This window comes from Brucella sp. IR068 (assembly GCF_049065885.1).
Taxonomy (GTDB): Bacteria; Pseudomonadota; Alphaproteobacteria; order Rhizobiales; family Rhizobiaceae; genus Brucella; species Brucella intermedia.
This window is the reverse complement of the sequence record NZ_JBAKHE010000003.1, coordinates 1-21086: the sequence shown is the minus strand read 5'-3', so window position 1 is coordinate 21086 and position 21086 is coordinate 1. Positions and strand designations below refer to the sequence as shown.

The window sequence follows — 21086 nt, the reverse complement described above, 5'->3', positions numbered from 1 at the left end:
CCGGGGCAAAATGGGCGATATGGGGCAATTTGCGCTTTGCTCGGCGGGAGCGGTTCTGTCATATCGACGTTACACATTGGAATAGTTCCTAAAAGGTTTGAAAATGCCTCCTTATCGTTCGCGTACAACCACCCACGGCCGCAACATGGCCGGCGCGCGCGGCCTATGGCGCGCCACCGGCATGAAGGATGAGGATTTCGGCAAGCCGATCATTGCCGTGGTGAACTCGTTCACCCAGTTCGTGCCCGGCCACGTGCACCTGAAGGACCTCGGCCAGCTCGTCGCGCGCGAAATCGAAAGCGCTGGCGGCGTTGCCAAGGAATTCAACACCATCGCGGTCGATGACGGCATCGCCATGGGCCATGACGGCATGCTCTATTCGCTGCCCTCGCGCGAACTCATTGCCGACTCGGTCGAATATATGGTCAATGCCCATTGCGCCGATGCGATGGTCTGCATTTCCAACTGCGACAAGATCACCCCCGGCATGCTGATGGCAGCCCTTCGCCTCAATATCCCGGTCGTGTTCGTTTCCGGCGGGCCGATGGAAGCAGGCAAGGTCGTCTGGGACGATCAGGTCAAGAAGCTCGACCTCGTCGATGCAATGGTTGCCGCTGCCGACGATCATTATACCGACGAGCAGGTCAAGACGATTGAACGTTCCGCCTGCCCGACCTGCGGCTCATGCTCGGGCATGTTCACCGCGAACTCGATGAACTGCCTCACCGAAGCGCTCGGACTGTCGCTGCCGGGCAACGGCTCGACGCTCGCCACCCATGCCGACCGCAAGCGCCTCTTCGTGGAAGCCGGTCATCTCATTGTCGACCTCGCCCGCCGTTATTACGAACAGGACGACGAAAGCGTGCTGCCGCGCTCGATTGCGAGCTTCCCGGCCTTTGAAAACGCCATGACGCTCGACATCGCCATGGGCGGCTCGACCAACACGGTCCTGCATCTGCTTGCCGCCGCGCAGGAAGCCGAAATCGATTTCACCATGGCCGATATCGACCGCCTGTCGCGCCGCGTGCCGGTGCTCTGCAAGGTCGCGCCAGCCAACAACACGGTTCACATGGAAGATGTGCACCGCGCAGGCGGCATCATGGGCATTCTCGGCCAGCTCGACAAGGCAGGCCTGATCAATACCGATCTGCCGACCGTGCACAGCGAAACGGTTGGCAAGGCGCTCGATCATTGGGACGTGACGCGCACCAACAGCGAAATGGTGCACAAGTTCTATTCGGCTGCACCGGGTGGCGTGCCGACGCAGGTTGCCTTCTCTCAGGAGCGCCGTTTCGACAGTGTCGATACAGACCGCGAAAAGGGCGTCATCCGCTCCAAGGAACATGCTTTCAGTCAGGATGGCGGTCTGGCCGTGCTTTACGGCAATCTGGCCGAAGACGGCTGCATCGTGAAGACGGCAGGCGTGGATGATTCCATCCTGAAATTCTCCGGCCCTGCCCGCATCTTTGAAAGCCAGGATTCGGCTGTGCTCGGCATTCTGAACGGCAAGATCAAGCCGGGCGACATTGTGCTGATCCGTTATGAAGGTCCGCGCGGCGGCCCCGGCATGCAGGAAATGCTCTATCCGACCAGCTATCTGAAGTCGAAGGGCCTCGGCAAGGCATGCGCGCTGATCACCGACGGACGCTTCTCGGGCGGCTCTTCGGGTCTCTCGATTGGCCACGTCTCGCCGGAAGCGGCCGAAGGCGGCACGATCGGCCTGGTGCGCGAAGGCGATATCATCGATATCGACATTCCGAACCGCAAGATTCATCTGGCTGTAGACGATGCGACGCTGAGCCAGCGCCGCGCCGAGCAGGATGCAGCAGGCTGGAAGCCAGCAGAGGAACGCAAGCGCAAGATTTCCACCGCGCTGAAGGCCTATGCTTCCATGGCAACCAGTGCTGCCAAGGGTGCGGTGCGGAAATTGCCGGATTGATAGATAACTGAAGGTTAAGCACTATCGCGATAGCATTACGCGGTAGTGCGCACCAAAATGCCGATTAATATTCTTTAGATGCGCATTGTTGTTACATTTAAATCTTCCAACTGCATCGACAGGAATTGATATCAATGAGCGAAAAATACGATCCTCGATCAGTTGCGAATTTGCTACTAGATGAGGCGGACGGGCTCAATATTCCGATAAAGCATATTGCTTTGCAAAAACTTTTATACTTTGCCCACGGGCTAAAATTGATACGCACCCGCACTCCATTGCTTTCTGGATACTTCGAAGCTTGGCAATATGGCCCAGTTCATCCAGCCGTTTATAAAATATTTAAAAGATGCGGAGCAAATACAATAAATATTCGAGCGCAAAAAACTGATATCCTCACAGGAGAAAAGCTGCCCCTAGATGTAATTGAAGATTCAGATACGAAACTTTTGATTCAATCGATACTGAACTCTTATGGAAATATGTCGACAAGGTCGCTCGTTGATTTATCCCATACCGTAAACTCCCCTTGGGCTTACACTGTGGACAAAGCAAGAACGAGCGCCACCTTGGGGTTGCGTATCACGGATGATGTAATTTTAGATAGATTCCGCTATCATCTTATTACAGTTAGTGATTCTCAATCCAACGGAGAAACTGTTGAAGAAGCTCCCTTCAATTTCAGAAACTGACTTGGCTCGCTTTGCTGTTCTGCCTATTGATCGGCAAGTCGGACTTCTCAAAGGATATCGTGTATTTTCCGGAAGGGTTCCTACTTACAAAGCCCTTCGAGCTACAACTCCCGACATTCTAAATATTGGCCATGATTTGTTTGGCGAACCTAAACCGACAGACATTCGAGCGATTACCAGACTTATAATAAAGCGCGTGCATACGCCAAGAGAATTGCGAATGAATGTGCGTACCGCGCGAGCGCTCTATACTCTTGCTCAAAACCATGGACTTACAAGCAGAAAAGAGTTTTTTCCTCCATTTGTTATTCGAGCAGGAATTGAGGTGTCATATTCGCTTCCTTTGATTTCAAATTTGCATTCAGAGCCTTTCACCTTCTTCATCGATCCCCGAAATCAGCACAGGCTTGATGAAACAGCTCGACGCTTTGTATTTTCGATGATGCATGAACGAACCCGAGAGTTGGACCCCGATTTTCAGTCCCTTAATCTCGGAATTATACAGTTCAACAACTCATTTACGACCCGTACAGCTCAACTCTACAGCGATAAAGGATTAAGTCTTTTCAGTATGGATGAGCTACGATCGATGATTAATACGACTTATAATCTCTGGGAGGAGATTTGGAACGAACGTCAGTACAAAGGCCCTCCAGCTTCTACCGGAACTCACGGCCTATTCTGAGTTAAGGAGCTAACTACGGGCATCAGATCGTTCTTCACCGACTCCGGCGTAAACGGGCCGACATGCTTGTAGACGATCTTGCCTGTCTCATCGACGAGGAAGGTTTCCGGTACGCCGTAGACGCCCCATTCGATGGCTGAGCGCCCGGCGCGGTCGGCGCCGACGGCGGCAAACGGATTACCGAGATCGCCGAGGAAGCGGCGCGCATTTTCCGGCTGGTCCTTGTAATTGAGGCCAACCACGCGGATGCGCTCGTCCTTGGCGATTTCCATCAACAACGGGTGTTCCTGACGGCAGGGAACGCACCACGATCCCCAGACATTCACCAGTGTCAGCTTGCCGCCCGGACCCGTTTTGAAATCTTCGCTGTTGAGCCCCGGAACAGGCGCGCCGTCGCGCACCAGACCTTCGACAGGCGGCAGGTTCGTCTGCGGGGCCTGCTTGCCGATGAGCGCCGAAGGTATCGTCGTATTGTCCTTGCCCGACAGAAGCTGGACCGCGAACACCGCCGCCAGTGCGACGAAAATCGCCAGCGGCAGCAGGGCAACCCAGGTGGAGCGCTTTTTCGGCGCGGCGGGCTTTTCGGTCGTTTCGGTCATTGTGCCTTACCGGGGACTTTCGCGGAACGGCGGCGCACGCCCTGCACTTCCAGCCGCTTCAACTCGTTTTTCTGGATACGCTGGTCGATCAATATCCAGCCGATGGTGACGACAAGTGCCGCGACCGTGATGCCATATGAGGCGAGAACAAAGCCGAGGTGATTCATACCGCGTCCTCCTGTGCCTTGCGGTTGCGGTCGGCTCCCCGGTTGGCCCCTCGGTCGGCCCCTCGGTCGGCATTGCGGGCGGCAAGCTTCTTCATCGACGCGACGCGGCGGCGCCAGATTTCATTGCGCATGGCCATCATGTGGAGCGTGAAGAACAGAAGCGAAAAGCCGATCGCCATCACGAAAAGCGGGCGCAGCATGGATGCGTCGATGGTCGGGCCGTCCATGCGGAACACCGAGGCTGGCTGGTGCAGCGTGTTCCACCAGTCGACCGAGAATTTGATGATCGGGATATTGATGAAGCCGACCAATGTCAGCACCGCCACCGGCTTGGCGCTCTTCGCCGGATCATCCATGGCCCGCGACAGCGCGATGATGCCGAGATACATCAGGAACAGCACGAAGACCGAGGTCAGCCGCGCATCCCACACCCACCATGTGCCCCACATCGGCTTGCCCCAGAGCGAGCCGGTGGCAAGCGCAAGCGCGGTGAAGACGGCACCGAGCGGCGCGGCGGCGCGGATCGATACATCGGCCAGCGGATGCCGCCAGACCAGCGTGCCCAGCGCTGAGACCGCCATGATCGAGTAGCACATCATGGAAAGCCATGCGAAAGGCACATGGATATACATGATGCGGACCGTCATGCCCTGCTGGTAATCCTCCGGCGACAGGAAGAAGACCATGTAGAGGCCAGCCGCCAGAAGCAGCGCCGAAAGCCCGGCCAGCCATGGCAATACCTTGCCTGCAAAGGCAAGGAACCGCGTGGGATTGGCCAGATCGAGCCAGCTCGTGGTTTTAACGGCGTCTTTGGTCATGTCTTTTTCCATGGCCTATGTTTACCTTCCGCCCCCGTGCCGTTCAATTGACCGAAATCAACTGCGTCAATCGGTCGAACATGATCGGTTCCGAAAACGAGTGCCCACTTTTCGGGATCATGTTCAATCCGCCGAACTTTTCAGGGCCGCGCTCGCCGCCAGAGGCCCGAGGACGGCAAAGAACAGGGTAAGTGCAGCAAGAATGAGGAATGGGGCCAGAAAGGGCGCATTGTCTACCGTCGCCCCGTGCGAAGCTGATACACCGAAAATGAGCACCGGAATGGTGAGCGGTAGAACGATCACCGACACCAGCAGCCCGCCGCGCGGCAGCGCCACGGCAAGGGCTGCACCCACTGCACCGATGAAGGCGATGGCGGGGGTGCCCACCAGAAGCGTCAGCGATGTCGCGCCGATTGCCGATGCATCCATGTTCATGAACAGGCCCAGCATCGGCGATGCGATCACCAGCGGCAGCACGCTTGCCACCCAATGCGCCACGCATTTCACGAAAACCGTGAAGGGTAGCATGTGGCTGTCCGCGCCGATCAGCAGCAGGTCGAGCGAACCGTCCTCCCGGTCGGCCTGAAACAGCCGGTCGAGGCCCAGAAGCGTTGCCAGCAGCGCGCCGATCCACAGCATGGCCGGGCCGATGCGCGCCAGAAGGTTGAGGTCAGGCCCGACGCCGAAAGGCATGACGGCGATGACCGCGAGGAAGAACAATATGCCAATCAGCGCGCCGCCACCGGCGCGGAAACTGAGGCGCAGGTCTCTCAGGAAAAGCGCCAGCATCAGGCAGCCTCGAGCGAACAGGCGGCCATGTCGAGCGTGCGGACACCTTCAAGGCCAAGGGGAATATGCGTTGCGGCGACGATCATGCCGCCCTCCCGCATATGCCCGCGCATGATTTCCGCAAAGCGGGCTTCCGACGCCTTGTCGAGACCGGCGGTCGGCTCGTCGACGATCCAGAGCGGACGGTGGCTGACCAGAAGCTTGGCGATGGAAACACGGCGCTTCTGCCCCGTCGACAGATAGCCGAACGGCAGATGCTCGACGCCGGGCAGGTCGACCGCCTCCAGCGCCTCATCGATCTCAGATTGCGGGGAGCCGTTGAACTTCTGCCAGAAGGACAGGTTCTCGCGCACGCTCAAGGCCGGTTTCATTGCGTTCTGGTGTCCGAGATAGTGGCAGGCGGCGCGCACCGGCAAAACTGTGCCATCCTCGCGAAGCTCAACCTTGCCCGCTTGCGGCGCGAGCAGGCCGCAAATGATTCGCAAAAGCGTGGACTTGCCAGAGCCGTTGGGGCCGGTCACCACCAGCGCCTCGCTGTCACCGAGCGCAAAAGACAGGCCAGCGAAAATCGTTTCGCCACCCCTTTCGCCCGCCAGATTGTCGGCTTCCAGCCGCATTTTATACCCTCTAAGCCCCGATGGATGATTGCCAGACCATTAGAACCGGAACCCCGGAATATCCATGGAAAGGCATCGCAACATTTCGCCGCAAGGGGCCGAATTCACGATATTCTGTCTGGAATCGTTTTAGAAAACTCTCTATATGAGGGCTACCACGCCAGCGGTCGGCGTGGAAACCATTTTTGGCCGATCTCAACCTGTTGCCCGTAAGGATGCAGGCTTCGGGACGGACAGCGGAAATGACTGCACCCGCACCTTGGCGCGTCCTTGAAACGCTAGCCTAGGCGTTCGTCCTGGTTTTCCGGCCAGCAGCATAAGGACGAACGCAGTGTCGCACATCGACAGCTTTAAATGCCGCAAAACCCTTACCGTAGGCGGTAAGGATTATGTTTATTACAGCCTGACCGAAGCCGAAAAGAACGGCCTCGAAGGCGTTTCCAAGCTTCCATTCTCCATGAAGGTTCTGCTTGAGAACCTGCTCCGCTTCGAGGACGACCGCTCCGTCAAGAAGTCGGACATCGAAGCTGTTGCCAAGTGGCTGAACGACCGCGGCTCCGCGGGCGCGGAAATCGCCTACCGTCCGGCGCGCGTTCTCATGCAGGACTTCACCGGCGTTCCTGCCGTCGTCGACCTTGCAGCGATGCGCGACGGCATCAAGGCGCTCGGCGGCGATCCGGAAAAGATCAACCCGCTCGTTCCCGTCGATCTCGTCATCGATCACTCTGTCATCGTCGATGAATTCGGCAATCCAAGCGCGTTCAAGGCCAATGTGGACCTCGAATACCAGCGCAACGGCGAACGCTACCGCTTCCTCAAGTGGGGCCAGCAGGCATTCCAGAACTTCCGCGTCGTTCCTCCGGGCACCGGCATCTGCCATCAGGTGAACCTCGAATATCTGGCGCAGGCCGTCTGGACCAAGGAAGAAGACGGCGAGACCGTCGCTTACCCCGACACCTGCGTCGGCACCGACAGCCACACCACCATGGTCAACGGCCTTGGCGTTCTGGGCTGGGGTGTTGGCGGCATCGAAGCTGAGGCGGCCATGCTCGGCCAGCCGGTTTCCATGCTCCTGCCGGAAGTCGTCGGCTTCCGCCTGACCGGCAAGATCAAGGAAGGCGTGACCGCGACCGACCTCGTGCTCACCGTCACGCAGATGCTGCGCAAGAAGGGCGTCGTCGGCAAGTTCGTCGAATTCTTCGGCGAAGGCCTCGAAAACATGACGCTGGCCGACCGCGCAACAATCGCCAATATGGGTCCGGAATATGGCGCGACCTGCGGCTTCTTCCCGGTTGATCGCGAAACGCTGAACTACATGAACACCACCGGCCGCGACGAGCATCGCATCGAACTGGTCGAAGCCTACTGCCGCGCGCAGGGCATGTGGCGTGAAAAGGGTGCAGCCGATCCGGTCTTCACCGACATTCTCGAACTCGACATGGGCGACGTCGTTCCGTCGATGGCCGGCCCGAAGCGTCCGGAAGGCCGCATCCCGCTGGAAAACATCGGTTCCGGTTTCGCGACCTCGCTCGAAAACGAGTACAAGAAGACCACCGGCCAGACCACGCGCTATGCCGTTGAAGGCGAAGACTACGACCTTGGCCATGGCGATGTCGTGATTGCCGCCATCACGTCCTGCACCAACACCTCGAACCCGAGCGTGCTGATCGCCGCCGGCCTTCTGGCCCGCAATGCGGTCGCCAAGGGCCTGAAGACCAAGCCATGGGTCAAGACCTCGCTTGCGCCCGGTTCGCAGGTTGTCGCCGCCTATCTCGAATCCGCTGGTCTCCAGAAGGATCTCGATGCGCTCGGCTTCAACCTCGTCGGCTTCGGCTGCACGACCTGCATCGGCAATTCCGGTCCGCTGCCTGCTCCGATTTCCAAGACGATCAACGAAAAGGGCCTGATCGCGGCTGCCGTCCTGTCCGGCAACCGTAACTTCGAAGGCCGCGTCTCGCCGGACGTTCAGGCGAACTATCTGGCTTCGCCGCCGCTCGTTGTCGCCCACGCTCTCGCCGGTACGGTCACCAAGGACCTGACCAAGGAGCCGCTTGGAGAAGACCAGAACGGCAACCCGGTATATCTCCGCGACATCTGGCCTTCCTCGCAGGAAATCCAGGAATTCATCGCCAAGAACGTAACCCGCAAGATTTTCTCGGAAAAATATGCGGACGTGTTCAAGGGCGACGAAAACTGGCAGGCCGTTCAGGTGCCCGCTGGCCAGACCTATGCATGGGACGACAACTCGACCTATGTGCAGAACCCGCCTTACTTCGTCGGCATGGGCAAGTCGGCTGGCACGATCGGCGACGTCAAGGGCGCCCGCATTCTGGGCCTCTTCGGCGACAAGATCACGACCGACCACATTTCGCCTGCCGGTTCCATCAAGGCGCAGTCACCTGCCGGCAAGTATCTGCTGGACCATGGCGTCGGCGTTGCCGACTTCAACCAGTACGGCACGCGTCGCGGCAACCATGAAGTGATGATGCGCGGCACTTTCGCAAACATCCGTATCCGCAACCACATGCTGGGCGAAAACGGACGCGAAGGCGGCTACACGATCCACTATCCGTCGAAGGAAGAGACCTCGATCTATGATGCTGCCATGCAGTACAAGGCCGAGGGCGTTCCGCTCGTCGTCTTCGCAGGCGTCGAATACGGCAACGGCTCCTCGCGTGACTGGGCTGCCAAGGGCACCAACCTGCTCGGCGTCAAGGCCGTGATCGCGCAGTCCTTCGAGCGTATCCACCGCTCCAACCTCGTCGGCATGGGCATTGTGCCTTTCGTCTTCGAGGAAGGCACCAGCTGGCAGACGCTTGGCCTCAAGGGCGACGAAATCGTCACCATCGAAGGTCTGGCCGATGTGCGCCCGCGCCAGAAGGTCGAAGCCTCCATCACCTATGCCGACGGCACGGTGAAGAAGGTTCCGCTCATCTGCCGCATCGATACGCTGGACGAGCTGGACTACATGAAGAACGGCGGCATCCTGCAGACCGTTCTGCGTGACCTGGCTGCCTGATCCACACGCACCTGAAATTCAGAAGCCGCCGGAGAAATCCGGCGGCTTCTTTATTTGGACTGAACCCGTCCCCGCACAATCTGTTGTGAGCCAAATTTGAGAGGAGATTCGCGACCCTTACGAATCTCACCGCAACGTGAATTCCTATTGATCGCAAGGCTTCTTACATAATAGATGTCAGCGACAATTATTGCAGGATGAAACGAAGTGATACTCCACGCCCCCTTCTACGGGACAGGTCCATGGCTTACAGGCGAGCATCTGCCCGGCTGGCGTAGCATCTGTGCCGTGCTGGGGCTGGCGGTTACCGGCTGCATCTCCATGCAGGGCCCGGCGCGGGCGCAGGACAGCGACAAGAAGACGACCGTTCTGGAGCTTTACACCAGCCAGGGCTGCAAATCCTGCCCGCAGGCCGACCGCAACCTCGCCAGATATGCCGATGATCCCAATGTTCTGGCGCTGTCGTTTCACGTCAATTACTGGGATTACATGGGTTGGCGCGACACGCTTGCCAATCAGGAAAACACCGACCGGCAGAATGCCTATCGCAATTCCTTCAATGCGCGCATGATCTATACGCCGCAAGCCGTCATCAACGGTACTGCCGAAGTGAATGGCCGCGACAGCGAAGCCATCAAGACGCAGATCGCGGCAAACAAGCTGGATGTGCCGGTTTCGATCAAGCAGCTCGATGACGGGCGCCTGTCCATCGATATCGGCGCAGGCAAAAAGCCCGACGCGCCTGTGCACGTGGTCCTGTTCTATTTCCGCGATTCGGTGACGATCCCGATCACGGAGGGCGAAAATGCCGGGGAATCCATCACCTATCGCAATACGGTCAGCGATACCGATACGATCGGCATGTGGGACGGCAAGCCGTTGAAGATCGAGATTCCGGCGTCAGAACTGAAACGTAAGGATGTTTCGGGTTGCGCGGTGGTGTTGCAGGAGACCCGCAACGACAATTCGCTCGGCGCCATACATGGCGCAGCCATGTTCAAGCAGTCGAGGCCCGTGGGCCTTTAGAGCGGTTCCTGTTCTAACAGTATCGCCGGAACCGCTCTAACTATTTGTTTTATCGCATTATCCAACGCATCAAAGCGGGATAAGAAATCAGTCCAGTGAACTGATCCCCGCGTAGAGGTTTCACACTTTTGCTGGAAATGCTCCAGGCAGCCGGTTCGCGCACGCAGCAATGCGCGCATCGGCGGTGTTTTCTTCCAGTAAGTTCAGCGGGAAAGCGTCGATCCAGGCTTCGCGGAGCGGTCATCGACCGGAGTGGAAACCGGGCTCGCGGCCAGGCCGGGAAAAGGTTGGTTCGGTCCGAGCAGTCCTTTGGGCGGGGGGCTTGGGGTCGGACTTGCCCGAACCGAACCGTCTCAGGCAACGTGTAGATGCTGAAGCCATAATCGGGCTGCAATGCGAAGCTGACAAGGCGAAAATGTGGCCAACAATCACCATTGCAAACACACATTCTCTTTTCGTGAATGACGGCTTCCCGCCGCTAATCCCTATTTATTGGGGCTTCTTTCGGCCCATGAGCGGCAGCAAAACAGGCCCGCGGACGCGGCCCCTTGAAATTGCTTCACAAAAGCATCACCCTGTTGTCATGCGCCGGGTCCGGTTCGCTTCACCACCCTTGCTGAACACCGATCCCGGTTGCACGCAGTTTGTTCCTGAGCCTGTCCGGCTTCCGGGCGGCGCTCCGCAAAAGGCTGAAAGGAAGGAAATGGATACGTCAAGCGCAGCGAATGAGGATTCGTCGTCCCTTTCTCCCTCGTCTGCTTCGTCAAAGGTCGTTCCTCTCGACCGTGCGCGATCTGCTCCCGTCAGTTTCAACCGGCATGAACTCGGCAAAATCCTGAACATCTATGGCCGCATGGTCGCCTCCGGCACGTGGCGCGACTATGCCATCGACCATCTGAGCGACCGCGCCGTGTTCTCCATCTTTCGCCGGGCAAGCGAGATGCCGCTTTTCCGCATCGAGAAGAACCCGAAGCTGGCGCAGAAGCAGGGCGCCTATTCGGTCATCGCCGCAAGCGGGCTGATCATGAAGCGCGGCCACGAACTGGAGCGCGTGCTGCGGGTTTTCGACAAGAGCCTCAAGCTCGTCGAAAGCTGATGCTTCGAGACGCCGTTTCCAACCGCCTCTCAGGATGAGGGAGGCGTAAGCGGCGGGGTTCCCGGTTCCGTTGAGCGACCGCCATTGAGCGGCAGTTGCATCAGCACCGTGTCGAGCCAGCGCCCGTGTTTGAAGCCCGAACCCTCGATGCGCCCGCAATGGGCAAAGCCGAGGCTTTCATGCAGCCTGACCGAACCGATATTGTGTTCGCCGTCACCGATCACCGCCAGCAACTGACGGAAGCCCAAAGCGGAAATGCGCTCGATAAGCGCGCGCAGCAGCAGCTTGCCGATGCCCTTTCCCTTGGCATCCGGGGCGATATAGATCGAATCCTCCGCAAGCCAGCGATAGGCGGGCCTGACGCGGAAATGGCTGGCATAGGCATAGCCCAGCACCCGGCCATCTTCCTCGGCCACGAGGATCGGAAAGCCCTGCGCCACCAATGCTGCGAAACGCCTTGCCATTTCATCGGCGGTCGGCGGTTCGATCTCGTAGGAACCGGCGCCGGTCAGGACGGCTTCCGAATAGATCGCGGTGATTGTTTCGATATCGGCAGGCTGGAAATCACGAATGACAGGCATGTTGAAACCGCAGCAGCGTGGGAGACGGGTCCCTAACATGCATCAGAAATCGCCCGGAAAAAAGCAAAAAGGGCAGCGTTTCCGCTGCCCTTTTGTTCAAGCACTCTTCGTCTGATTATTCACGGTTGCCCATGAACTGCAGCAGGAAGGTGAACATGTTGATGAAGTCGAGATAGAGGCGCAGCGCGCCCATCACGACCTTGCGGCCATGCGCATCCGAAGAATCGCCTTCGTAGTACATTTCCTTGATCGACTGCGTGTCGTAGGCGGTGAGGCCTGCGAAGATCAGGACGCCGATCACCGAGATCGCGAACTGCAGCGCGGTGGAGCCGAGGAAGATGTTGACGACCGAAGCCAGGATCAGGCCGAACAGGCCCATGACCAGGAACGAGCCCATGGCGGACAGGTCGCGCTTGGTCGTGTAACCATAGAGCGACAGCGCGCCGAAGGAAGCGGCCGTCACGAAGAAGGTGCGAACGATGCTCTGGCCGGTGAAGACCAGGAAGATCGACGACAGCGACAGGCCGACGAGAGCTGCATAGCCCCAGAAGACGGCGTTAGCCGTGCCGACCGACATGCGTTCGATGCGGAAGCTCAGGAAGAACACTGCCGCGAGCGGCGCAAGCATCACCACCCAGCGAAGCGGGGACGTGTAGAGCGCCACACCAAGGCTGGTGAGCATCTTGCCGTTGGCGAGCTGGGCGACGGCTGCGGACGGGTCCGTGGTCGTTGCGAGCGCTGCAACGGCAAATGCGGCAAGGCCGGTAACGGCCAGGCCGATAGCCATCATGTTATAGACGCCGAGCATGTAGCTGCGCAGGCCCTGGTCGATGCCTGCATCGGCGCGAACGCCGCCTACCGGCCTCTGCTGCGCCTGAATATTGCGAAAGTCAGCCATGACTTAAATCCTCTTGCCATGTCCCGTCCGGTGTCGGGGCGCTCATGAAGGCCGAGCCGCCGCCAGGCGCCGCTGGCGGGACCCCAGCATGCCTGCCTGACATTATGGGGATTTCGGCCTTCGCGTACAAGTACCACCTGTAAAAAAACGTGATGGGGCGACTTGAAAAGCCGACCACATTATCCAGGCGATCCAAGGGGTTACCTCATTGGAAGCTTCAGGATTACAAAAGCTTCATATCGTCCTCAGCACCTGTGCGGGCTTCTGCCCGAGGACGCGCCACGTGCCTGCAAGGCCGAAACCGACCGTCAGCACCAGCGCGATGGCCACGGTCATCAGCGCGACATCGGGCAGGAAACTCGCCTTCAGCTTCATGATTTCCACCACGACATACCATCCCGCCACGCTGCCAGCGACCAGTGCGAAGAGCGCCGTCGCCAGCCCAAGCAGCGTATATTCAAGCACATAGGCCGTGATCAGGGTACCCCGCGTCGCGCCGAGCGTCTTCAGCACCACCGCATCGTGGACGCGGGCGCGGTTACCGGCGGCAAGCGCCCCGCCCAGCACCAGAACGGAAGCCGCAAGCGCGATGGAAGCGGCGGCGCGGATGGCGGTTGCAAGCTGGCCGATCAGATCATTGGCGACATCGAGCGCATCGGTCACGCTCACCGTCGTGATGGCGGGCCATGTCCTTGTGACCTGACGCAGTACATCAGGCGCAAGGTTATTCTGGCTGTCGGGAATGGTGAGCGTCGCCAACCATGTCGTAGGCGCGCCGGCGAAGGTGTTGGGCGAAAACACCATGACGAAGTTCATCGCCAGCGTTTCCCACTGGACCTGACGGAAGCTTGCAATCCTTGCAGTTATGTTGCGGCCAAGCACATTGACCGTCACCGTGTCGCCGAGCTTCAGGCCGAGTTCCTTGCCTTCGCGCTCCGCGAAGGACACCAGCGGCTCGCCGCCATAGCCAGCGGGCCACCATTCGCCTTCCGTCAACGTCGAGTTTTCGGGGACGCTATCGGAAAAGGTTATGCCGCGGTCGCCGCGCAGCACCCAGGCTGCTTCCGGCGGGATGGTCATGTCGCGCACATTGGTGCCGTTGAAGGCGACGATGCGGCCGCGCAGCATCGGCCCGGAAGTGAGCTTGCCGTCCGGCACGATGCCGCTCACCAGTTTGGTGAAGTCGCCGATGTCGCGGTTCTGAATGTCGACGAAAAAGAAATCGGGCGCCTGCGCGGGAATGTTTTCCGTCACCTGGCGGCGCAGATTGCCGTCGATCAGGGCGATTGCCACCATCAGCGTCAGGCCAAGGCCCAGCGAAAGCACCACCGAGGGCGTTAGCGCGCCCGGACGATGGATGTTGCCCACTGCGAGCCGCAGCGCCGTCGAGCGCACGCGCGGCACCCGGCGGGCAAGCCAGCGGATGCCGTCCGCAACGAGCCGCAACACGCCGAAGGCAGCAATGGCCGAGACGATGAAGATCGCCGCGATGCGCCGGTCATAGGCGACATAGAGCGCGAGCCCCGCAAGCGCTGCAATCAGCAGAACCGCAAGGGCGAGATAAAGCAGCCGCGGCAGGCCGCGCTGCTCAAACCCCTGTTCGCGGAAAAGCGCCGTCGCCGGAATATCGCGCGCGCGGCCAAGCGGAATGATCGCGAAGGCAAGCGTGGTGATGAGGCCGAAGATGGCGGCAAGCGCCAGCGCGCCGGGGAAGAAACCGCCGCCACCGGCGACCGGCAGGTAATTGGCAAGCGCCAGCGCCGCCGCATAGGGGATGATCGCCGCCAGCCCCAGACCGATGGCGATGCCGATCAGGCCGATCACCATGATCTGCACCAGATAGACCAGCACGGCGAAGCGCGCAGGCGCGCCCAGCGACTTGAAAGTGGCGATCACGCCGCGCTTGCCGTCGAGATAGGCGCGCACGGCATTCGCGACGCCGACGCCGCCGACGATCAGGCCCGTCAGGCCCACCAGCGTCAGGAATTGCGAGAAGCGCTCGATATTGGCGCTGAGCGCCGGAGCGGCATTGGCGCGGGAGCGGATGTTCCAGCCGGCATCGGGAAAATCGGCGGCAGCCTGCCGCCTGACTTCGGCGATGGCGGCGTCGGGCGCGCCTTCCGGCAACGCCACCTTGTAGATATGATCGACAAGGCTGCCAGGCTGGATAAGGCCGGAAGCGCGCAGGCCGTCCAGCGAGACCAGAAAGCGCGGCGCGAAATTGAAGCCGGAAGAAAGCAGGTCCGGTTCGCTCTCGATCAGGCCGCGAAGTTCAAAGGTCTGCGAACCGAGCAGCACTTTCGCGCCAAGCGACAGGTCCATGCGATTGAGAAAGTCCTGGCTGACGGCGGCGCCATAGATGCCGTCCTTCTCGCCGGTTATATCGGCCAAAGATTGCTGCGGTTGAACCTTCAGTTCGCCATAAAGCGGATAGGCGGCGTCGACCGCCTTTACTTCGACCAGCGACTGGTCGGAGCCATCCGGCATGCGCGCCATGGAGCGCATGGTGGCGCTTTCGGCAAGCCTGCCCTGCCTTTCGATGAAGGCGCGTTCTTCCGCCGTCGTTTCGCGCTGATTAAGCGCGAAGCTGACATCCCCGCCGAGAATGCTCTGGCCTTGCGCGGCAATGCCGGTGCTGACCGAACGCGCCACCGAATTGACCCCGCCGATGGCGGCAACGCCAAGTGCGATACAGGCGAGGAAAATATAAAAACCGGCAAGCCCGCCGCGCATTTCGCGCAGCGCGAAGCGGAGGGCGAGCAGGAATGACTGTGCCGCACTCATGCGCCAGCCGCCAGCGTTTCAGGAACGGTGCCGCCCTGCGCGGGTTCCTCGATCCGGCCCGAGCGCACCGGAATTTCGATGTCGCAGCGCGCGGCAAGCGCCGGGTCATGCGTGACCAGCACCATGGTCAGGCCGTTCTCGCGCTGCTTGGCGAACAGGAGGTCGGCAATCTGACGCCCTGTGGTGGTGTCGAGATTGCCGGTTGGCTCATCCGCGATCAGGATCCTCGGGCTTGGCGCAAGGGCGCGCGCGATCGCGACGCGCTGCTGTTCGCCGCCGGAAAGCTCGGACGGATAATGGGTGAGGCGCTCGCCGAGGCCCACGGCGCGCAATTCGCGCTCCGCCACCTCGAACGCATCGCGGCGACCGGCGAGCTCCAGCGGCACGGCGACATTTTCGAGCGCGGTCATGTTGGGAATGAGGTGGAAGGACTGGAACACGATGCCGATATTGGCGCCACGGAATGCGGCCGCCTGATCTTCGCTCATCCGGCTGATGGTCTCGCCCGCGATCTTCACAGTTCCGTTATCGACATGCTCCAGCCCGGCCAGAACCATCAGCAGCGTGGACTTGCCCGAACCGGACGGACCGACGATTCCGACTGACTGTCCTTGCGATATATGAAGGGAGACGCCCTTCAGCACATGCACCAGCGAAGCGGCGTGACCAAGGGTCAGGTGAACGTTCTCAAGTTCGATAATCGGGCCAACAACCTGTTCCGTCACGCGGTTTTTATCCTATATGAGTCTTTGGAACCAAACAGCGCGTCACAAATTTGAACTTATGTTGCGCCAGTTATTGAAGAGAAGTCCGGCGGGCCATTTGCCCACAGCCCCTCAAATATGGGTTTTCGACGATGCGTTTCAAACTATCAATTCCGGCATGGCTCCCTATTTTTGCGGTAATGGCGTCTTTCATGGCGGCAGGCCCCATCGCGACGGCGCAGGCGCAGGAAGAACCGACCGGCCTTGAAGACGCACTGCCGACCGAGCAGCTGTCGCAGATCAGGATCGTCGGCTTCGGCGACAGCCTGATGGCCGGCTATCTGCTGCCGTCCAATGCCGCCTTTCCGCAGCAGCTTGAAAAGGCGCTCAACGACAAGGGCGTCGAGGTTTCGATCGAGAATGCGGGCGTGTCGGGCGATACCACCACCGGCGGGCTTTCGCGCATCGACTGGTCGGTGCCCGATGGCACCGATCTCGTCATCCTCGAACTTGGCGCCAATGACGCGCTGCGCGGCATCGAGCCCGACATTACCGAAAAGAACCTTGATGAAATGCTGGCGCGCCTCAAGCAGCGCGGCATTTCGGTCATTCTTGCCGGCATGATGGCCCCGCCCAACATGGGCAAGGACTATGCCGCCCGGTTCAACCCGATCTATCCCAAGCTGGCACAGAAATATGGCGTGCCGCTCTACCCGTTTTTCCTCGACGGCGTAGCAACCAAAAAGGACCTTTTGCTCGAGGACGGAATGCACCCCAATGAGAAAGGCGTCGAAACGATGGTCTCCAATTTTATGCCCACTATCGAAAAGAGCCTGACGAACATGCAAAACAAGGGGACATCGGGAGGCTGACGCCCGCCGGGAGCATAAACAGCTTGCCCCCGGTATGAAACTTTGATTCGCTTCAGGTGTATCGGCGAATATCGAATCAATTTCGATGGAACGATGCACTGACTCTCTAGGTTAGAGTGTCCTTTATGCATCCTTTGGATGCCCGGCGCTCTGACATGGAACGCTTCGAGGAGGATGCCTTATGCCGCGTCTTTTCACTGCCCTCGAAATCCCGCGCGACGCCGCGCTTTCGCTCTCGCTGCTGCGAGGCGGTCTCCCCGGCGCACGCTGGATTGATGTCGAAAACTACCACATAACGCTACGTTTTATCGGAGATGTGGAAGGCCACGTGGCCGACGAGGTTGCCAATGCGCTCGATCGCGTGCGGCGGCCCGAATTCATGCTCAACCTGTCGGGTGTCAATGCGTTCGGCTCCAAGAAGCCGCACAGCATCTATGCGGGTGTATCCCCCTCGCCTGAGCTCAACGCCTTGCAGGCTGAAATCGAAAGGATCTGCCAGCGGCTTCACATTCCCGCCGACCCGCGCAAGTTCACGCCGCATGTGACGCTGGCGCGGCTGAGAAACGCCCGCATCGACGATGTGGTGCGCTATCTTTCCTCACGCGGCAACTTCGCGACGCTGCCCTTCAAGGTGGGACGGTTCGTGCTGATGTCGTCCCGCGATTCGGTCGGCGGCGGACCTTACATCGTGGAAGAAGCCTGGCCCCTGGTCGCCACGTCCTTCATGGGCCAAAACTGGTCGGCAAGCGCGATGGAAGCCGCCAGAACCATCCGGTAAACCTTCTCAAAATCCCCGGTCCCGCCATAATAGGGATCGGGGATTTCAACCGCCCGCCCTTCGGCAATTTCGGTGAAAAGCCCGATATGCGCGCTTGCATTCGCAGGCTGACGCCCGGCGATCATCCGCATATTGTAGCGGTCCATCCCGAGGATCAGGTCGAAACGGCTGAAATCACCTGCGATCAGCTGGCGGCAACGCTGCCCGGAAATATCGAGGCCATGCCGCGCCGCAACGCTGATGGAGCGCTCATCCGGCTCCTCGCCGGTATGGTAGCCATTGGTTCCGGCGGAATCGACCAGCACATGGCGGATGCCGCGCTTTTCCAGCACATGCCCCATCACGCCTTCGGCAAGCGGGGAACGGCAGATATTGCCAGCGCAAATAAATAAAATGCTGGCCGGGGCTTTTGCGGCGGCTGATACGGTCACGGAACTCTCGCGCTCATGATAAGTTTGTTCAGGAACCGCAACATAGGCGAAAGACGATGGCACGCAACCGGCTGACGGAAAACGAATTGAACGAAGCGCTCAACGAACTGGAGGGCTGGCAGAAAACCGATGGACGCGAGGCCATCTCCAAAAGCTTCAGGTTCAAGGATTTCAATGCCGCCTTCGGCTTCATGACGCGCACGGCGCTTCACGCGGAAAAGCTCGACCATCATCCCGAATGGTTCAATGTCTATAACCGCGTCGATGTCACGCTTTCGACCCATAGCGAGAACGGCATTACCGAACTCGATATCAAGCTTGCGGGCAAAATGAATGCTATAGCCTGAGTTTAGAGCTTTGAAATATAGACATATATTTTCCGGCGCTCATAATTGAAGCTGCCATCGGCGTTGCGGCTGGAATAGGGAAGGACGCGGGTCAAGTTGGTGCGGTCCTGCCAGTTCTGCCCGAGCTTGCCGCCATGGACGCCGCGGATATAGACATCGCCGAGCGAGATGGCCGCGTGGAAAATATGCCCCGCCTGAACGTCATAAAAGCCGATGGCCTTGCCAAAGGGCAGCGCCGAATAGCCGTTCCATTGCTCGCCCGCCCTGAAATTCAGGATGGGTATCCAGTTCTGGCTCGACGTGCCGCGCAGGGTGTTGAGCGAGATTCCGGCGCCGAAGAGGAACCGCAGATAGACGGCGGCGTCGTAGCATCCGGCCTCGAACAGATCGATGGTGATGTAATCGTCCTCGCTTCCGGCGGCCAGCAACTGGTTGCCGCGAAACAGCCGTGTTGAACGGTCGCTGCGGATGAAGTTTTCCCCATAGCCGGTCAAATGCATCAAACCCTCCATTCATTCCGCACCTGCTTCGTCGCGCGTCCAAAACGCTTCCGAAGCGATCCGGTCGAATCGGTATTTTGGGGATTTGGCGGGGGCGTTGTAGCTGATGGTTCTGGCAGGATCGGACCGGGGCGAAATCGCCCGGACTTGCAAGGAAGGCACGAACTCCCCATTTTTAGCGCTGCAGTTGCATTCCTCGTGATGCCGGGCTGCAAAGAGCAATTTTTGGGCTCCGGTGCTCGAAAATCACTCTTTTCGCCACGGCCTGACGAGTTTTCAACTGTAGCGTTAACCGGTCATGGCCCGTGTCAACGCAATCGGGACGACAGGAGTTGAACGAGAATGGATGACGTCAGAATCGGTGAAATCCTCGAACCGGGCAGCGAGAGCGAATTCAAGAAGCGCAGCAACCGGGTGAAGAACGGATTCTGGAAGGCCGCGCGCCGCGCCGGTCGCATGGTGCCGTTCATGGACGAGGTGGTTGCAGCCTATTACTGCGCGCTCGACCAGAAGACGCCGACCCGCGTGCGCATGACGCTGATGGCGGCGCTCGCCTATTTCGTCCTGCCCTTCGACGCCATTCCCGATCTTCTGGCCGGTATCGGCTTCACGGACGACGTTGCCGTGCTGATGGCGGCGCTGACCGCCGTTCGCGCCCATATCACGCCCGCGCACCGGCTGGCTGCGAAGCAGGCGTTGGAAGATGAGGCAGTAGGGCAGTGAAGGATATGTGCGTTGCGGTCGTGCGCAACAAAACATACTCCCCTACTCCCTTACTCCCTTACTCCCTATTCCCTTAACATACTGCCTTACTGGCCTACTGCCTTATTGCCTTACCCGACTGCCTTACTCACGCCGCTTTCTTTTCATTCAACTGAATCAAGGGATGGCGGGGCGACTTGGCTGCTCATTCAAAAGTTTTCTTTCGAAACTTCACCGTTTGGTAACCCAGATTAAGGCAATTTAATCGGCAACTGAGCGGGACGGCGTGATGAACGGCGGCATCCCGATATTCAAGTTTGAAGCAAACGAAAGAGAACCGGTAAAAACCAATGCTTGGAAAATCGATCGTCGCGGCTTCTGTGTTCATGATTGGGATGGCGGGCTCGGCACTCGCCCAGACCCCGAGCCAGATCAGCCAGTTCAATGCCTGGGGCGCCTACAGCTATCAGTCGGGCAACGGCAAGGTCTGCTATGTCCTCTCCGTACCGACCCAGAAGGCTCCGGCCAGTGTCGATCACGGTGACAACTTCTTCCTCGTGAGCCAGAAGCCCGGCCAGAACATCTCGTTCGAACCGCAATTCATGGCCGGTTACGACCTCAACACCAATGCCAAGGTCGTCGTCTCCATCGGCAACCGCAGTTTCAACATGTTCGTCAACGGCAAGTCGGGCTGGATGGAAAATGCAGCCGAAGAGCCGCAGCTTATCGCAGCCATGCGCGGCGGTTCGGAGATGAAGGTGCAGGCGCAGTCGAAGCGCGGCACCAAGACCAACTACACCTATTCGCTGAAGGGCATTTCGGACGCGCTGAAAGCCATCCAGAAGTGCAAATGATCCAGACGATCGGATAGAGTTCAGAAGCCGGGCCATGTGCCCGGCTTATACATTTGAGGCCGGAACGGTAAACTTCGTTCCGGCCTCGTTTGTCATTGGGGTGAATGCAACACCGCACTGACGGCTGCAAAGAGGTTGGGTCGTGCCCGGCAGGAACTTTCGTTCGTAAAAAAGCAGAACCCTTTGCA

General features: G+C 59.2%; 22 protein-coding genes. 11 read left to right on the top strand and 11 right to left on the bottom strand.

The genetic code is table 11. From position 1 onward, the window contains the following. Positions 1-103 precede the first annotated feature (103 nt). The 3 genes from ilvD to ACOWVS_RS05890 all read left to right on the top strand — a co-directional run bounded on the left by ilvD (position 104) and on the right by ACOWVS_RS05890 (position 3316). A complete protein-coding gene (gene ilvD, locus ACOWVS_RS05900) occupies positions 104-1939 on the top strand; it encodes a dihydroxy-acid dehydratase (protein WP_021586422.1) in 1836 nt (611 codons plus the stop codon). Positions 1940-2073: 134 nt separating this feature from the next. Next, complete coding sequence (socA, locus tag ACOWVS_RS05895; protein WP_075041783.1) at positions 2074-2631, top strand: type VI toxin-antitoxin system SocA family antitoxin; 558 nt, start codon at positions 2074-2076, stop codon at positions 2629-2631. After that, the gene (locus ACOWVS_RS05890) at positions 2600-3316 is read left to right on the top strand and encodes a hypothetical protein (RefSeq protein WP_128005941.1); all 717 of its coding nucleotides are present in this window, start codon (positions 2600-2602) and stop codon (positions 3314-3316) included. Before socA ends, ACOWVS_RS05890 begins: the two co-directional genes overlap by 32 nt. On the opposite strand, the gene ACOWVS_RS05885 is transcribed toward ACOWVS_RS05890, so the two are convergent. From ACOWVS_RS05885 to ccmA, 5 genes are all read right to left on the bottom strand, one after another. After that, positions 3301-3915, bottom strand: coding sequence for a DsbE family thiol:disulfide interchange protein (locus ACOWVS_RS05885; RefSeq protein WP_021586423.1), 615 nt, complete (start codon positions 3913-3915; stop codon positions 3301-3303). The genes ACOWVS_RS05890 and ACOWVS_RS05885 overlap by 16 nt on opposite strands. Continuing rightward, positions 3912-4082: a heme exporter protein CcmD gene (gene ccmD / locus ACOWVS_RS05880; RefSeq protein ID WP_006465826.1), complete on the bottom strand. Its 171-nt coding sequence runs from the start codon at positions 4080-4082 to the stop codon at positions 3912-3914. The genes ACOWVS_RS05885 and ccmD overlap by 4 nt, the downstream gene beginning before the upstream one ends. Beyond that, a complete protein-coding gene (locus tag ACOWVS_RS05875; protein WP_075041784.1) occupies positions 4079-4900 on the bottom strand; it encodes a heme ABC transporter permease in 822 nt (273 codons plus the stop codon). Before ACOWVS_RS05875 ends, ccmD begins: the two co-directional genes overlap by 4 nt. Positions 4901-5023: 123 nt before the next feature. Then, on the bottom strand, positions 5024-5689 hold the full coding sequence (ccmB, locus tag ACOWVS_RS05870; RefSeq protein ID WP_006465824.1) for a heme exporter protein CcmB: 666 nt from the start codon (positions 5687-5689) through the stop codon (positions 5024-5026). Further along, complete coding sequence (ccmA, locus tag ACOWVS_RS05865) at positions 5689-6306, bottom strand: heme ABC exporter ATP-binding protein CcmA (RefSeq protein ID WP_075041785.1); 618 nt, start codon at positions 6304-6306, stop codon at positions 5689-5691. Before ccmA ends, ccmB begins: the two co-directional genes overlap by 1 nt. 331 nt (positions 6307-6637) lie before the next feature. Here ccmA and acnA point away from each other — a divergent pair, with 331 nt between their 5' ends. From acnA to ACOWVS_RS05850, 3 genes are all read left to right on the top strand, one after another. Continuing rightward, positions 6638-9325, top strand: coding sequence for an aconitate hydratase AcnA (gene acnA, locus ACOWVS_RS05860; RefSeq protein ID WP_006465822.1), 2688 nt, complete (start codon positions 6638-6640; stop codon positions 9323-9325). Positions 9326-9616: 291 nt separating this feature from the next. Continuing rightward, positions 9617-10351, top strand: a complete 735-nt coding sequence (locus tag ACOWVS_RS05855; RefSeq protein WP_025089819.1) for a DUF1223 domain-containing protein — start codon at positions 9617-9619, stop codon at positions 10349-10351. 703 nt (positions 10352-11054) lie between these two features. Further along, complete coding sequence (locus ACOWVS_RS05850) at positions 11055-11447, top strand: DUF2794 domain-containing protein (RefSeq protein WP_031346521.1); 393 nt, start codon at positions 11055-11057, stop codon at positions 11445-11447. Positions 11448-11476: 29 nt separating this feature from the next. On the opposite strand, the gene ACOWVS_RS05845 is transcribed toward ACOWVS_RS05850, so the two are convergent. The 4 genes from ACOWVS_RS05845 to ACOWVS_RS05830 all read right to left on the bottom strand — a co-directional run bounded on the left by ACOWVS_RS05845 (position 11477) and on the right by ACOWVS_RS05830 (position 16435). Beyond that, a complete protein-coding gene (locus ACOWVS_RS05845; protein WP_021586428.1) occupies positions 11477-12028 on the bottom strand; it encodes a GNAT family N-acetyltransferase in 552 nt (183 codons plus the stop codon). A 115-nt stretch (positions 12029-12143) separates the two neighbouring features. Next, positions 12144-12926, bottom strand: coding sequence for a Bax inhibitor-1/YccA family protein (locus ACOWVS_RS05840; protein ID WP_021586429.1), 783 nt, complete (start codon positions 12924-12926; stop codon positions 12144-12146). Positions 12927-13160: 234 nt separating this feature from the next. Beyond that, complete coding sequence (locus tag ACOWVS_RS05835) at positions 13161-15710, bottom strand: ABC transporter permease (protein WP_075041786.1); 2550 nt, start codon at positions 15708-15710, stop codon at positions 13161-13163. Further along, positions 15707-16435, bottom strand: a complete 729-nt coding sequence (locus ACOWVS_RS05830; protein WP_075041787.1) for an ABC transporter ATP-binding protein — start codon at positions 16433-16435, stop codon at positions 15707-15709. The genes ACOWVS_RS05835 and ACOWVS_RS05830 overlap by 4 nt, the downstream gene beginning before the upstream one ends. 131 nt (positions 16436-16566) lie before the next feature. Here ACOWVS_RS05830 and ACOWVS_RS05825 point away from each other — a divergent pair, with 131 nt between their 5' ends. Both ACOWVS_RS05825 and thpR read left to right on the top strand, forming a co-directional pair. After that, a complete protein-coding gene (locus tag ACOWVS_RS05825; RefSeq protein ID WP_006465813.1) occupies positions 16567-17286 on the top strand; it encodes an arylesterase in 720 nt (239 codons plus the stop codon). Positions 17287-17467: 181 nt separating this feature from the next. Next, positions 17468-18064 carry an RNA 2',3'-cyclic phosphodiesterase gene (gene thpR, locus ACOWVS_RS05820; RefSeq protein ID WP_021586433.1) on the top strand — a complete coding sequence of 199 codons (597 nt, stop codon included), beginning with the start codon at positions 17468-17470 and terminating at the stop codon, positions 18062-18064. On the opposite strand, the gene ACOWVS_RS05815 is transcribed toward thpR, so the two are convergent. Then, the gene (locus ACOWVS_RS05815) at positions 17968-18495 is read right to left on the bottom strand and encodes a low molecular weight protein-tyrosine-phosphatase (protein ID WP_075041791.1); all 528 of its coding nucleotides are present in this window, start codon (positions 18493-18495) and stop codon (positions 17968-17970) included. The two genes, thpR and ACOWVS_RS05815, sit on opposite strands and share 97 nt — an antisense overlap. A gap of 56 nt (positions 18496-18551) precedes the next feature. Here ACOWVS_RS05815 and ACOWVS_RS05810 point away from each other — a divergent pair, with 56 nt between their 5' ends. After that, positions 18552-18842: a 4a-hydroxytetrahydrobiopterin dehydratase gene (locus ACOWVS_RS05810; RefSeq protein WP_021586435.1), complete on the top strand. Its 291-nt coding sequence runs from the start codon at positions 18552-18554 to the stop codon at positions 18840-18842. A gap of 2 nt (positions 18843-18844) precedes the next feature. Here the strand turns inward: ACOWVS_RS05810 and ACOWVS_RS05805 are convergent, their stop codons facing one another. Further along, positions 18845-19342 carry a hypothetical protein gene (locus tag ACOWVS_RS05805; protein WP_021586436.1) on the bottom strand — a complete coding sequence of 166 codons (498 nt, stop codon included), beginning with the start codon at positions 19340-19342 and terminating at the stop codon, positions 18845-18847. A 342-nt stretch (positions 19343-19684) separates the two neighbouring features. Between ACOWVS_RS05805 and ACOWVS_RS05800 the strand changes: the two genes are divergently transcribed. Together ACOWVS_RS05800 and ACOWVS_RS05795 are read left to right on the top strand one after the other, a co-directional pair. Then, positions 19685-20065 carry a YkvA family protein gene (locus ACOWVS_RS05800; RefSeq protein ID WP_021586437.1) on the top strand — a complete coding sequence of 127 codons (381 nt, stop codon included), beginning with the start codon at positions 19685-19687 and terminating at the stop codon, positions 20063-20065. Positions 20066-20394: 329 nt separating this feature from the next. Continuing rightward, positions 20395-20898, top strand: coding sequence for an invasion associated locus B family protein (locus ACOWVS_RS05795; protein WP_006465808.1), 504 nt, complete (start codon positions 20395-20397; stop codon positions 20896-20898). The last annotated feature ends 188 nt before the right edge of the window (positions 20899-21086 follow it).